This is a genomic window from Desulfosporosinus paludis (assembly GCF_045689965.1).
GTDB lineage: Bacteria > Bacillota > Desulfitobacteriia > Desulfitobacteriales > Desulfitobacteriaceae > Desulfosporosinus > Desulfosporosinus paludis.
The window spans coordinates 3,320,429-3,335,963 of the sequence record NZ_CP144211.1; the positions used below are offsets into that span (position 1 = coordinate 3,320,429).

Below are 15,535 nucleotides of genomic sequence, written 5' to 3' on the forward strand. Positions count from 1 at the left end.
GAAGGGAAGAAAGATTGAGGTCCTGGGAGGGAAAGCTGTACTGCTTGACGACGTTGTCAAGAGCGTAAGAACTTTCCTCAAATAATGGATTGGGGTAAAATACCAATTTATTCAGCAGGACATCATCTAAATATGTCGAATAACATAGTATTTAATAAAAGGAGGGATTATGATGTGGCACGTTTAAAATGGAAAGTTATTGGGATGCTCATCGTAGTTTTGGGGTTTCTAATAGGGCTGCAGAACCCTGCGAAGGCATCTTCGTTAGACTTTGGAACATCAAGGATTTACGGGGAGCGACAAATTGACACTGCTATCGCCGTTTCACAGACAGGATGGCAGCATGCAGATACAGTCTTATTGGCTAATTGTGATCATTTTCCGGATGCCTTGGTTGCGGCACCACTTTCGCATCAGTTAGATGCCCCTGTTCTTCTGACTCCGGTAGAGGGAGTCGATCCAAGAGTCATGGATGAAATTCATCGTCTAGGAGCCCAAAAGGTCATTCTCTTAGGCGGGGTCGCGGCCTTGAGTCCTCAAGTGGAAGCGGATATTCAAAAAGCAGGTCTACCGAAACCGGAACGCATCTGGGGGCAAGATCAGTATGAAACCGCTCAAAAAGTTGCCGAACGTGTGGGGGTTAAAGGGCAAGTTATTCTGGCAAGCGGGGAACAGTTTCCAGATGCTCTAGCGATTTCTGCTTACGCAGGCGAAACAGAAACTCCAATCCTGCTTACAGAGGCGAAGGTCATGCCTGATGCTACGAAACAAGAGCTCGATACACTTCAGCAAAGCGGGGATCTTAGCACGATTGTCGTTGGCGGGGAAGCAGTGGTGTCCAGTTCAACCTTAAGCAGTTTAAACAATGTTCAGCGAATTGCCGGTAATGACCGTTACGAGACGGCGGCAGATGTCTATGATTTTGCCCAGGACGATCTCACTGCTACAACAACCTATCTGGTAACCGGCGAAAACTTTCCAGATGCTCTCGCTGCTGGGGCATTAGCTGCCAAGCAGCGCGCCGAGATTGTCATGACCCAGAGAAACACCTTGCCTGGGCCAACGTACTCTGTCTTGTCCAAACCGACGGAAAGTCCGATCAGTATGGTGATTATCGGAGGAACTGCGGTTATTACTGACCAAGTCAAGGGTATGCTTGAGGGAACGGTGCAGCCCTCCTCATTATTGGCAGGTGTCACCATTGTCGTTGATCCGGGTCACGGCGGACCGGATACCGGAGCGATCGGCCCATCAGGAACTTATGAAAAAAACAATACTCTGGCTGTAGGTCTTAATTTGGCAAGCGATTTGCGTTCTGCCGGAGCACGGGTCATCTTGACTCGCAGTACGGATGTGTCTCCTGCTGTGGGAACATATTCCGAACTCTCCGACCTTCAAGCTCGAACTAAACTGGCCAATGATCAGAATGCAGATCTCTTTATCAGTTTACACAATGATTCGTTCAGCAACCCAAGCTCTTCGGGGACGACTACCTATTACAGTTCGGCTAATCCCGTAGCCAATCAATCTATGGCTCTCGCTAGCAGCATACAAGGCGAATTAGTCAAGGAGATCGGCTTGAATGACCGAGGCACTAAGGATGCCCCTTTTTACGTGATTAAAAATACGAAGATACCGGCAGTATTAGTTGAAATTGGGTTTATTTCTAATCCTAATGAAGAAAAACTTTTGGGCTCAGCAGACTTCCAAAGGAAGACGGCACTTGGAATTTACCAAGGGGTCTTGAAATTTAAAGGGTATTAGCTGCTTAAACAATGAAAAACGTTAAAATCTCTGGTTCTACTAAAATGAGCATTGATTCCTTGTTGAATTCGTGGTAAGTTTGTGTTGTACAAGGGTTCAAGATTTTCTAAACAACTTTTTTATTAGATGTTAACAAGATGCCCACATCTGGTCCAGAGAACTGTGGTATACTCGAGTCAATCCGTCTAGGTCAGTATATTTTTTGACTAATGGTGGAAAACTAGTAAGTTTTAGTGTAAACTAAACAAGTGCTAACTTAAAACGCGTCCGAGAATTTTTGCGTCCGTTAAAAGACTTTAAAAAAAAATCGGACAGTAAGCAGGAATATTAGTTATTATGGAGAATACATATAGCTAATGCAGACCTTTTTTTGTGGTTTCTTCATTTTAATGCGGTTCTAAAGGGTATGTCACAGGCGGGATGAGGCTCTTCATCCTCAGGGGGACGCTCCCACTTAAGTCCTGTGAACTGCTTTTAGATATTGCGCAATGTCTAAAGATTGTGCTACTCATTTTAAGGGGGTGAGGGACGACTAGAAGACGTCCTTGGTAAGGGAAGAGATAGTTCATTCACCAGACAGAAGAGATCCAAAGACGAGAGGAGATATTCACTACATGAAAAAAACTAAAAAAGCTTTAGCATCATTAGCTATCGCTGGTATGGCCTTGACAGTAGTACCGTTTAACGCATTTGCTGACAGTGCAGTGCCAACTCGTATATCGGGTACTACCGCAGCTCAAACTGCAGCAGCTATTGCAGATCAAACAGGTTGGACTGGCTCAGCAATCCTTGCATCATCCACCTCCTATGGTATGGTTGACGCTCTGACAGCTGGCCCGCTCGCTACCTACTTAAAAGCTCCTATCCTTCTGACCGGAGCAGGCAGCACACTTGATGCTGACACCAAAGCTGAACTCACCAAACTCAATGTTAAAACTGTTTATGTAACCAGCGGAACCGCGGTAATCAGCCAAGGCGTTCTTAATGAACTGACCGGCATGGGTGTCACAGTTGTTCCCCTCGGCGGTGTAGACCGCGCTGATACTTCCGTAAACATCGCTAAAAAGATGGTTGGCGTAACGAAAGTTGCCGTAGCGAACGGTATTCCAGATGCTCTTTCCATTGCATCGATTGCTTCCGCTGCTAACGAACCAATCCTCTTAACCGACAAAAATTCCGTTCCTTCCAGTGTTGCTGCTTACTTAGCCGCTAACTCAGGAATCACTGCTACCGATGTCATCGGTGGAACAGGCATCATCAGCGATGCAGTCAAAGCTCAATTCCCTGGCGCAACCCGCCATGCTGGAACCACTGCTTATGACACCAACAATCAAGTCATCCAAGACTTTGATTCCGCGCTTACCTACACCAACGTCTTTGTAGCCAATGGTGAAACCAGAATTGATGCTCTTGCCGGAGCTCCGCTCGCAGCTATCACCAAATCACCGATCGTTCTTACGAACGGAACCGTTCCTGCAGCAGCTTCCTTTGTACACAGCAAACTTGCTAGTGGTGCCGTAGTAACAGCTCTCGGTGGTGCAGCCGTTGTTTCCGAAACTGTACGCACAGGAGTTGTTAGCGGTCAAGTTACACCACCTACTGGTGCGTTGTCAGTGACTTCTGTAAGTGCAGTTGCAGCTGATAGCTTCAAAGTAGTATTTAATCAAGCTCCTGCTGATACCTCAAAAATCACCTTTACAGTTCAAAATGCTTCAACTCCTGTAACTGTAAGTGCAACTTGGAATGCTGATAAAACTGAAGCTACTTTGCAGAATTCAGCTAGTTTCCCAGAAGGAACTTATACAGTTGATGTGAAGAATGACACAACGGATCTGGGAACTACTTCAGTATCTGTAGTTCAACAAAAGATTGCATCAATTAATATTACTTCCACAAAATTAGGGGTTGTTACCGATTCGCATAACAATAATGCTCAAACAGGATATGCAACCTATAATGTATTAGACCAATATGGAAATGATATCACTACAGGAGCTTTGGCTAATAGCTTAACCTTCCAAAGCGGCGTTGGTAGTGTTGATGCAAAAGATGGTTTGCTTACGTTAACTCCAAATGTCACGAATCTTATGCAGTTTTCTACGGTGGTAATCACTGGTTATGACTCAACTTCAGGAGTTTCAACGAGCGCTACCCTAACAACATCGACACAAATCGGAACGTTAAGTGATTTCCAATTTGGTACTCTAACTAATGCAGATGGTAAAACATTAACGGATGGAGATACAAGTGTCTTCTATGCAAGCTTTACTGCTAAGGACATCAGTGGTAATCCAACAACCAGTTATGATTTGATTAAGGGCGGGTTAATCTTACATTCCGATAATAACGGTAATGATAACCTGTTAACCACATCAAACTCTTATGTAACTGCTACTGTTGAAGAAGATCCAAGCGATTCTTCTAAAGCAGTTATTAAAGTAGTTGCTAATAATACCAGTGGTAATTCTCTAACGATGGATATGCCGACAGTCATTACTGCTATGACTTGGTCAGGAACAACTTCATCACTCAATACAACATTACACAAAGCTTCAAAGATAGATACATTTACTTTAATGGCTCCTGCAGATAGTATTGCTGTTAATGAAGCGAAAGTAATTCCATTTAGAGCATTAGATCAAAATGGAGTAGCACTCACAAAGTATTCTGATTTAAAAACTACCGATCTCACTATAACTAACGGATACCTTACTCAAAATGCCGATGGAACTGCTAGTTTGATATGCGGTCCAAGTGACGGTACCGGATTTGCAACTGACGGGCAACAAGTCATTACAGCAACGACAACGACAGGTAAATACAGTTCTGTAACGATCAATATTCAGAAAGCTGCAAAAGCTGACACGTTACAATTAGACTCCTCAGTAGTGTTAAGTAACATGCAAAGTGGCGCAATTCAAGGCATTGACTTTGGATGGAACTATGGCGGATTCACCGTAAAAGATCAATACGGAAGAGTTCTTGACATGCAAGGTAAATACCAAGGTGGTTTAGGTACTGATGCTAGTCCATCCTTTAATTATGAAGTTGTGGCAACCACTTCGGGAGCTATCAATGCAATTGGTACAGATTCCGGCGAAAATATAACCGGCAACGCTCCAGTAGCATTTGGTGCAAACGGTATTAGAATTCAAGCCCAGTCTGGCTTAGCAACTACCGGAGGTTCAGGTACAGTTTCGTTCAAGTTGATTAACTTGGATGAAAAATGGACATCTGCAGGTAATGATGCGGACAATACCCCTCACGTAGCAAATCAAGTTAAAACGAAACTTGCAGATTTCACTGTGATTGATTCGAAATCTGTAACTATCTCAGTTCTGAAAAATACTGATATCAAAGATTACACTATGGATCCACTAGCAAAACCAATATATGCTGACATGGATGCTAACAATACCTCTGTTACTACTACAGCAGCTATTTCTACTCTTGGAGCTACTACTGACAGAGAAAATGCATTTGCAGCTAATCCATATATTTATGGTAAATCTGCAAGTGGATCAAAAGTAGTCTTGGCAAGCGGTACAATACTTGGTGCAAGTGTTGATAGCTCTGACTTCATTTCCACATATCCCGGACCGTCTTCGTATGTTGAACCTTATGAGTGGCAAAATGTAGCTGTGTATGCTAAAAAATTAGCAAATAACGTTACATCATCCAGCACTACCTTAAACGTAACGCTTAGAGGTGCTGATGGCTTAATTCACTCCGTAACGACACCTATTAAATCTTCAACTGATACACCAGCAGCTACTAGTATTGTTGCTGCGGTAAGTACTTGGAAATCTGGTGTTACGCTGAATGATGTGGGAGATGTTGCTCATGTTAGCAAATCCTACCTTACAGCTGGTACCCTTATGCAAAGAATGGATCCCAATGGATCTGCATCTGGTCGTGGAGTAATTTATATTAGGACCATGGATCAATATGGTACGAAAGCAGCTCCATTATCTCAGCTCATTGCAACTGGCACCAGAACAGTTGTTAATGGTTCCACTACAACTACCGCGCCGACTGCCTTCGCATTAGATGCTAATGGAAGAATTACGGCTGCGGCTGCGGCTGATCTAACAGTTGGTGATACGATTACTCTAACTGGCGTTAGTAGTAACGGATTGGTAAAAACCATTAACATCGTAGTCACCAATTAAGCTAATAGTCACCGTAACATTAAGACAGCTTGAAAAGCTAAATATTTTCAAAGGGAAGGACAGCTTATTAACTGTCCTTCCTCTTTTTCTTGAGATAATGATCAAATCCAACGAGAAGGGGGCAAGCGGCTCCTTCTTTGAGATTTAATCTAACATGAAGGGAATTAATTTGGTAAATTTAGCAAAACGAGTCTCTCATCCCTAGTAGGCGAAAGGCTCGTTTTGCTGTATTTATCATGTAGTAAACAATTGAGAATATTGTGATAAGTAGAATAAATGTGATTTATCAGAAAACAATGAAGGATAAATTAAAAGTACGTAGAATAACATATCTTAGAGCATTGCTCCATCTGGTGGTTAAGATTCCATTATTAGAATACTTATAAGTAAATTTACTACTATGGGGATATTTAACTCCACATTTAATTGAGGTACGCACCAGAGGTAAATCAATCGAATTTTTGAAGGACGCTTCTAAAAATCCGGTTGGCCTATTTACTTATAGTTGTCTGGTGACTGAACTATCTCTTTCCTTGTCAGCGCTTGAAATGAATCAAGATTCATTTTCCAAGGGGGTGGTGGACAACAATAGGACGTCCTAGGAACGGAAAATCAAAGTCTATTTACATCCTCAAAAACAATAATTTGAGAGGAGAAAGTAACTACATGAAAAAAGCTAAAAAGGTTCTAGTAACATTAGCTATCGCTGGTATGGCTATGTCAATAGTGCCAATGAATGTATTTGCAACGGATACAGTACCAACTCGTTTGGCAGGCACAACTGCAGCTCAAACTGCTGCAGCCATCGCAGATCAAACCGGTTGGACCGGTACAGCAATCCTCGCATCTTCTACATCCTATGGTATGGTTGATGCCTTGACAGCTGGTCCGCTCGCTACTTACTTGAAAGCTCCTATCCTTCTGACCGGAGCAGGAAGCACACTCGATTCAGACACCAAGGCAGAACTTATAAAACTTAAAGTTAAAACAGTTTATGTGACCAGCGGAACCGCTGTTATCAGCCAAGCAGTACTTGATCAACTGAGTAGCATGGGTATCACAGTTGTTCCCCTCGGTGGCGCAGATCGTGCAGACACCTCAGTAAACATCGCTAAAAAAATGGCAGACGTAACAAAAGTTGCAGTGGCAAATGGCATCCCGGATGCTCTCTCCATTGCATCAATTGCTTCTGCTGGCAATGAACCAATCCTCTTAACAGATAAAAACGAAGTACCTGCCGGTGTTGCTGCTTATTTAGCTGCTAATCCAGGTATCACGACTGCTGATGTTATCGGTGGAACAGGCATCATCAGTGATGCAGTGAAAGCAAAATTCCCTGGCGCGATCCGCCATGCAGGAACTACAGCTTATGACACCAACAATCAAGTTATCCAGGACTTCAGTTCAACACTGAATTATACCAATGTCTATATAGCCAATGGTGAAACGAGAATTGACGCTCTGGCTGGTGCTCCACTCGCAGCTCAAACGAAATCCCCTATCGTTTTAACTAACGGAACAGTTCCAAAAGCAAATACCTTTGTGCACAGTAAACTCTCGGATGGTGCTGTTGTAACGGCCCTTGGTGGTGCAGCAGTTGTTTCTGAAACTGTACGTACAGGAGTTGGTACTGAGCAAGTTACAGCCCCTACTGGCACGTTGGCTGTCACTTCTGTTAGCGCAGTTAGTGCCGATACCTTAAAAGTAGTATTTAATCAAGTGCCTGCAGATACCTCGAAAGTTATCTTCACTGTCCAAAACGCATCAACTCCTGTAATTGTATTGGCGACTTGGAATGTTGCTAAGACAGAAGCGACCCTGCAGAATTCAGCTAATTTTCCAGAAGGAACTTATACAGTTGATGTAAAGAATGACACAACGGATCTGGGAACTACTTCAGTATCTGTAGTTCAACAAAAAATTGCTTCGATTAATATTACTTCCACAAAATTAGGGGTTGTTACCGATTCACATAACAATAATGCTCAAACAGGATATGCAACCTATAATGTATTAGACCAATATGGAAATGATATCACTACAGGAGCTCTGGCTAATAGCTTAACCTTCCAAAGCGGCGTTGGTGCTGTTGATGCAAAAGATGGTTTGCTTACATTAACCCCAAATGTTACAAATCTTATGCAGTTCGCCACTGTGGTAATCACTGGCTACGATTCAACTTCAGGAATTTCAACAAGCGCTACCCTAACAACTTCGACACAAATTGGAACGTTAAGTGATTTTCAATTTGGGGCTTTAACCAACGCAGATGGTAAAGAATTAACGGATGGAGATACAAGTATCTTCTATGCAAGCTATACAGCCAAGGATAGCAGTGGTAATCCAACAACGAGTTATGATTTGATTAAGGGCGGGTTAATTTTACATTCTGATAATAACGGTAATGATAATCTGTTGACCACTTCAAACTCTTACGTAACAGCTTCGGTTGAAGAAGATCCGAGCGATTCCTCAAAAGCAGTCATTAAAGTGGTTGTTAATAATACATCTGGTACTCCAATCAGTATGGATATGCCGACAGTCATTACAGCCATGACTTGGTCAGGAACAACTTCGTCACTCAATGCAAGCCTAAAGAAAGCATCTAAACTAGATTCAATTAAATTAATGGGCCCTTTCTACGAAATAGCTTCTGGGGAATCAAAGGTAATTTCATTCATAGCCTATGATCAAAATGGGAGCCAATTAACAAAATATAGCGATTTGAAACAGAGTGTCAGTGGTTTGACACTAACCAACTGCTCCCTTCATGAAAATGCTGATGGAACTGCAAGTATATTAAACACAGCGATTGCGAATAACGGAACACAAAGTGTAACAGAAACTTTGACAGCGGTGACTTCTACCGGAAAATTAAGTACACTAACCTTAAATATTCAAAAACCGGCTAAGGCCGACTCGTTAATATTGAACTCTGCCGTGTTGTTAACGAACATGCAAAATGGATCAAACCAATTCATCGACTTCGGAATCAACTATGGTGGTCTCAGTGTAAAAGATCAATATGGTAGAGTGTTTGATATGATAGGTAAAGCTACTGAGCCGGATCTTCAAGTTGGCGGGGTTTTAGCTGTTCCAGCTTACGATTATGAAGTTTTAGCGACTACTGCTACCGGATCTGCTATTACATTGATTGGTACGGATATATATGGAAATGCCGTAGGTGACCCCGTAGCATCTGGCGCCAAGGGTATTAACATTCAAACAACAGCGGCCAATGTAAACAATCTAACAGGAGCTGCTAGCGGGGTTGTAATATTCAAATTGATTAATGCAAAGGATGGCCATGCAGGAACATTGGCAGACCCGCATACGGTAATTGATTCAAAATCCATAACTATCTCAGTTCTAGCAGACAAAGATATAAAAGATTACATCATCGATAAAGTTGCAAATCCAATCTATGATATTAATGGGGACTCGTCTATTAATGATATAGATAAAGATTATGCAGCTAACCCATATGTTTATGGAACAACCTCAAGCGGAGCAAAAGTAAAGTTAAGAGGGAAGCCCGTGATCGGCGTATCTGTTGATTCAACAGACTTTACAGTTGTTGATAAAGCAGCTTCCGGAGCAATTGCTTATGATAAAGTCAAGGTAGTTGCCAATAAGTTAGCTGATAATGTAACCGCATCAAGCACAACCTTAACAGTAACTCTTCAAGGTGCTGATGGGCAAATTCATACCGTAACGACACCCCTTAAATCTTCATCAGCAACACGTACAGCAATAGCTATCGTTGCTGCAGTGGGAACTTATTTGCCGGGTAACTCACTAAATGAAACTGGAGATGTAGCTACAATTGCCCAAAATTGGCTAGATACAAATAAGATTATGGCAAGATTCGACAAAAACGGAACGGTAGGGAAGTATGGGCCAACTAATAACGGATTAGATCCCACAGCTAATTTGAATATTATTGGCCGCGGTGCCGTATATTTCTTAGCGGTTGATCAGTATGGTACAAAAGCAATGCCATTAGCACAGATTATAATAGATTCTGCAGTCGATGCTAACGGAAACCCCAGTCAATTCAGAATGGATGCAGATGGTACGATTACTAATAAGCCTGCGGTAGGTGACGTAATTACGCTTACCGGTGTAACAACAAACGGCTTAACAAAAACAATTGAAATCCACGTAGTAGCTACAGATCCTACCTACATGTCAATATACACTGATACTGCCCGATAAAATTTCTTATTATAATATAATCACCTACGCCTCACGTCCTAACTAAAAGAACGTGGGGCGATTTTTTGCTTGCTAATCCTTAACTCTGTAGGGTCTTTTCTTTGCGCAATAAGATTTTGCAAAAGCAAAAGAGGTAAATCAAGATTCACGTAGAAACAATGAATTATCAAAGATTACAAGGGAGGGTTGTCATATTATAAGCGAGGATTTTCTAAATATAAAAGATCATCGGATAAGATGGAGATATACATCGTTATTGCTGATTGTTTCTGTATGTATCCTTCAGATGACGTTTGCCAGTATTGTTATCGCCTCTCCTACGACTCATCGCATAGCTGGTTATACACAGTATGATACTTCCTCGGATATTGCCAAAGAAGGTTGGACACAGTCCGATTATGCTATTTTGGCGTATGGAGAGAATTTTCCGGATGCACTAGCAGCAGCTCCTTTAGCTAAAAAATATAATGCCCCAATTTTACTGACAGAAGCTCAAGAGTTAACACCCATAACGAAGCAAACTCTGATAGACCTTAAGGTAAAGAGTGTGTTCATAGTGGGTGGAACTGCGGTCATTTCCTCAACGGTTGAGAACGAAGTAAGAGACCTTGGAATCAATATAACACGTTTGGCAGGGCAGGATAGGTACGATACGGCTATTGAAATTGCTAATCAGCTAGGAGACGTACAAGAGATAGCCGTAGTCAGTGGTGACGATTATGCAGATGCGTTATCCGTCTCTCCTATAGCCGCACAATTGAATGCACCGATTATTTTAGTGCCCAAAGATCATTTGACAAGCAGTATTGAGAATTATCTTAGTTCAAAAGAAATTACTCACACATATTTAATTGGGACCATAGATCAAATTAATGAGTCCGTAACAATGCAATTTCCTAACGTGGAAAGAATAACCGGAAGTGATAAGTATGGTAGAAATCTTGCAGTTTTGAATAAATTTAATAGTGACCTCGATTGGAGTAAACTCTTTATTGCAACTGGAAACGGCTTTGCGGATGCCCTTGCTGGAAGTGCTTATGCTGCTAGCCAGGACGCTCCTATTGTGCTTGTCGATGTTGACTATAGTCAAACGATAGGTGATTATCTTAACTCTAAGAGTAGCACAATAAAGCAAATAGATATTCTAGGCGGAGAAGTTGTTATGCCCTCGGCATTAATTCAAAGATACACAAATTCATCACAGATGACCACTCCAGGCTCAACATACACCGCAAGTGAGATTGCCAAGAAATTAAGCCCCTCGATCGTTCACATTGAAGCCAGTGATTCCAATGGTATACCTATTGCCAGCGGCAGCGGATATATTGTTGACGCCACAGGTAAAATCGCTACGAACTACCACATAATCAAAGGTTCCAATTCTGTAAAAGTTCAAACTAACGATGGAAAGGTATATGATGTCTCGAAAGTCTTGGCGTATGATTCTACGCAGGATTTAGCCTTGCTTAAAATAGACGCAACGGGTTTACAACCAGTAATTCTCGGTGATTCTGACGAGATAGGTACCGGAGATAAAATCTATACGATCGGAAACCTCTCGGGTAACGATAACACAATGAGTGACGGAATCATAAGCACCAAATCGGAATTACTTAATGGTGGATCCTATATCCAAATATCTGCCCCAGTATCTGCAGGAACAAGTGGTGGTGTGTTAGTAAATGAGAGGGCTGAAGTAATAGGAACAACTACAACAGATATCACTGATGGACAGAATTTATACTTGTCGGTACCTATTAATAAATTAAAGCCAATGCTAACGCAGGATATTAATCAAACACTGTCGCAACTACCACGCGAAAATAATACAACACCCGTGACGGAAGTGACTGATCAAGATTTTACGGACCCTTTGAACTATCTTAATTCTACAGAGAACCTAAAGAATTTGGAGAATTCCTATAGTGTTATGACCATAGCAGGAAAAAGTGTTCACTTCATTTGGAAGGTCAATGATTATCAATCCGGAACAGCCGATATTAGCATACATGGAATAATGAATCCAAAGGATTATGGAAATTGGACAGCTTTAATCAATTCGAACGAACAAGGAAGCATTATGGCATACTTTGTCCAGATAAATAATGATCTCGCCAAAAATTATCCTGGCGAAAGTTTTTCTGGTAATGTCCTCTATCAAGATTATTACCCATATTTTGCATCTCCCCAATTTCCGTCGAATGAAGTTACCTTTGTTGGTGACGGAAAATGGTTAGTGAAACATTCAATTGTAGCGTTCTTTGATCTACATACATCGAACACGTCTGACCCTAGAGTTAATGTCTTGGACGAAAAACAAACAAATTAATTATTGGGGTGCTGAAAAGATTGAATTGGCCCTATAGAATGATTAAATTTTTAAGTGTTTATTCTATAGGGCTAATTTTGATACAAAATATTTGATAGCACTCTATTAACAATTATCGTTGCGAGCACATAACAAACAATTTCCTAATATATACTGCTATTCCCAAACATTCACTTATCACCGAGGAGGATTAATAAGAATTGCGTCGAATATTAAATCATACTATAATGAAAGAACTTCTGAGAAAGCATTTTTTCTCGCAATAGCGGAGGTTATATAAATTGTTATACTCTGGAAGAGTATCCGGCTAAGTATGCGGTTTTTTATCTGTGATGTACTAATCTATAGTCTGAGCGGTTCTTTAGTTGGATATTTAAAGTTCTTGAATGATATATCTGTCATTAGTATCAATGCCTATTTAATAATGTTATCGCTGATAGGCATTATTTTTTTAGGCTTATTGTATCTTTCAGGGAACTATGAAACGTCAGAACTATTGCAGGCAAGGCCACAAATTTATTTTCGCTCGCTATTGTATAGTGCTGCTTTTTTTTATGTTATGTCCTTTTACGTGCGTAGTATAAGCTATTCGCGTATATATTTCACAGTTTTTTTTGGCGTTAATTTCATTTTGGCCATAATAGCAAGGTACCTTCTAGCGAGAGTGCATAAATCAAGTCTAGGGGATGAGGCAAAACTTCCTTTAGTCGCTATAGGATTTGAGTTTGGAAATGAAAATCTTCTTAAAAAATTGATACATGAGATGAGACTAAGGGTTGTGGCAAATAGTTCCTTAACCACCGACTTATCGGAATTAGTACAAAGCCATCAAGACATAGCCAACAAGTTAGGTTTGTTGGACTCTAGGGATCTAGGTATTTTAGTCTACGAAGAAAGAGTAGGTGAACTTGAACCACTCATTTCTTATTGCGAGCTTAATTATATCCCACTATATATTGTACCATCGGTGAGTAGCTTATTGTCAATTCCTTTAAAGACAATTAATTATAAAGGAATTCTACTCTTGGGGCCTAAGGACTTAATTGTGGATGGCGTCTCAAAACGACTCAAAAGAGTCTTAGACGTGGTATTGGCCTCAATAGGAATCGTACTTACGTCATGGCTTATGGTTCTCATATCGTTAGTATTAATGCTTGACTCACCTGGTCATGTTATATTTTCCCAAGAACGATTAGGGCTTGATGGTAAAAGAGTACGAATTTACAAGTTTCGGACAATGGTAGTAGACTCGGAACAAAAACTTAGGACCCTGCTTGAAAATGAGAATATCAATAAAGACTATCATGACAATTATAAAATTGATAATGATCCTAGAATTACATCACTAGGGAGTTATTTACGAAAGTGTAGTTTGGATGAATTGCCACAACTTATTAACATATTAAAAGGAGACCTAAGTTTTGTAGGCCCACGTCCGATTGTCCCGGCAGAAATTGCTCGTTATGGCGCTCATGGGAATGTGATTCTTCGCGTGAAGCCCGGGCTCACAGGGCTTTGGCAAGTGAGTGGACGTAATGATGTAAGTTATGAAGACAGGATTCAAATGGACCTTTTTTATATTCATAATTGGTCGCTTGTTTTTGACTTGAAGATTATTTTGCAGACAATCCCTGCAGTATTATATAGAAAAGGTGCAATGTAAGTCAGAAAAGTATTTTACCAAGGAAGTGTAGGGAAAATAAAAATTGGTCTGTAAGGGTTAATGCTGCAGAAAGATACTACAGGATGGTAATATATTGACTGAGGATGTTGTTAAGATAAGCTACCTCTTGATTCAATTCAAAATTATTCTGTTGTAGAATTGAATAGAAACTTACTGTGGTATGCTGAAAGAGTTCAGGGTACTGATTTTGATTTAGTTGGAGAGAAATGTGAAGAAAATTTTATTTTGTGCATCGACTGTATCGCATATAAATAATTTTCATCTTCCATATCTAAAGGCATTTCGAGATATGGGGTATGAAGTACATGTTGTCACCAATGTAACAGTTCCAATTAAGTGGGCGCATCAGGTTTTTGCCCTGCCTTTTGATAAGAAAATGCATTCACCCAACAATTTACGTGCTATTATTAAGGCATTTAAATTGTTGGATGTGCAGAGCTATGAAAAGATAATCACTAATGCTACCCTTGCAGGAGCAGTTATGCGGATAGCGGCGATGTTTTTGAAATCCCGTCCACGAATCTATCACATCTCTCATGGTTATCTGTTTAATCTAAATTCCGGCATAAAAAAGTATATTTATTTGATTCCGGAAAAGATCGTTGCACGAGTAAGCGATATCGTTATGGTAATGAACCATGAGGATCATGAGATAGCTAAAAGATATAAATTGTTTAAAGAAAGTCTCCATTATATTGATGGCATGGGCGTTAATCCGTCACGTTGCAAATCTGTTTCTCCTCATGAAAAGAGCGAACTGAGAAAACAGATGGGTTTCTTACCGGATGATTTCCTGTTTGTTTATGCTGCAGAGTTTTCCAAACGAAAGAATCATAACCTCTTGATTAATGCATTTGCTAAGTGTAAGTTGGAGAGAGCCCATTTGGTTTTAGCAGGAGATGGTAGAACACTTGAGGATTGTAGAAAATTGGCAAAAGAAATCGGAATGTCAAATAACATACATTTTTTAGGCTATGTTAATGATGTTCCTGCTCTTTATACTAAATGTGACGTAGCTGTATCTACTAGTTTGATAGAGGGTCTTCCTTTTAATATCATTGAGGCAATGGGGTGCCGTCTGCCGGTGGTAGTGAGTGAAATTAAAGGTCACAGAGAATTGGTAGAAGAGAACACAAATGGGCTTTTATTTCAAAGTCAGGATGAGAAAGGACTAATTTCTTGTTTAAAGTCAATTTATACATGTAGTCAGGAACAGAGAATACATTATGGACAAATCGGATTCGAAAAATCAAAAATGTTTCAATTGGACCATGTTTTTGATCAGATCATGGAAATCTATACCACATTCAATTAAGGCTTTAATCTTTAAATAAAGTAGTTTATCAGTTAGTAATTGAGACCCAATTT

The 15,535-nt window shown here is 40.6% G+C and carries 6 protein-coding genes; all 6 read left to right on the forward strand.

The window, feature by feature from the left end; translation table 11 throughout:
* The first annotated feature begins 174 nt into the window (after nucleotides 1-174).
* The 6 genes from VZF35_RS16575 to VZF35_RS16600 all read left to right on the forward strand — a co-directional run bounded on the left by VZF35_RS16575 (nucleotide 175) and on the right by VZF35_RS16600 (nucleotide 15,482).
* Nucleotides 175-1,764 carry an N-acetylmuramoyl-L-alanine amidase gene (locus tag VZF35_RS16575; protein ID WP_407306611.1) on the forward strand — a complete coding sequence of 530 codons (1,590 nt, stop codon included), beginning with the start codon at nucleotides 175-177 and terminating at the stop codon, nucleotides 1,762-1,764.
* Nucleotides 1,765-2,378: 614 nt separating this feature from the next.
* Nucleotides 2,379-5,936, forward strand: a complete 3,558-nt coding sequence (locus VZF35_RS16580) for a cell wall-binding repeat-containing protein (RefSeq protein ID WP_407306614.1) — start codon at nucleotides 2,379-2,381, stop codon at nucleotides 5,934-5,936.
* A gap of 666 nt (nucleotides 5,937-6,602) precedes the next feature.
* Nucleotides 6,603-10,154: a cell wall-binding repeat-containing protein gene (locus VZF35_RS16585; protein ID WP_407306616.1), complete on the forward strand. Its 3,552-nt coding sequence runs from the start codon at nucleotides 6,603-6,605 to the stop codon at nucleotides 10,152-10,154.
* A 256-nt stretch (nucleotides 10,155-10,410) separates the two neighbouring features.
* On the forward strand, nucleotides 10,411-12,483 hold the full coding sequence (locus tag VZF35_RS16590; protein WP_407306618.1) for a cell wall-binding repeat-containing protein: 2,073 nt from the start codon (nucleotides 10,411-10,413) through the stop codon (nucleotides 12,481-12,483).
* Nucleotides 12,484-12,796: 313 nt separating this feature from the next.
* The gene (locus tag VZF35_RS16595) at nucleotides 12,797-14,146 is read left to right on the forward strand and encodes a sugar transferase (RefSeq protein WP_407306620.1); all 1,350 of its coding nucleotides are present in this window, start codon (nucleotides 12,797-12,799) and stop codon (nucleotides 14,144-14,146) included.
* Nucleotides 14,147-14,375: 229 nt separating this feature from the next.
* Nucleotides 14,376-15,482 carry a glycosyltransferase gene (locus VZF35_RS16600; RefSeq protein WP_407306622.1) on the forward strand — a complete coding sequence of 369 codons (1,107 nt, stop codon included), beginning with the start codon at nucleotides 14,376-14,378 and terminating at the stop codon, nucleotides 15,480-15,482.
* The last annotated feature ends 53 nt before the right edge of the window (nucleotides 15,483-15,535 follow it).

What these genes read in the sequence shown, in the direction of transcription:
- VZF35_RS16580 (WP_407306614.1), top strand. Translation starts at nt 2,379, where the DNA reads ATGAAAAAAACTAAAAAAGCTTTAGCATCATTAGCTATCGCTGGTATG.
- VZF35_RS16585 (WP_407306616.1), top strand. Translation starts at nt 6,603, where the DNA reads ATGAAAAAAGCTAAAAAGGTTCTAGTAACATTAGCTATCGCTGGTATG.
- VZF35_RS16595 (WP_407306620.1), top strand. Translation starts at nt 12,797, where the DNA reads ATGCGGTTTTTTATCTGTGATGTACTAATCTATAGTCTGAGCGGTTCT.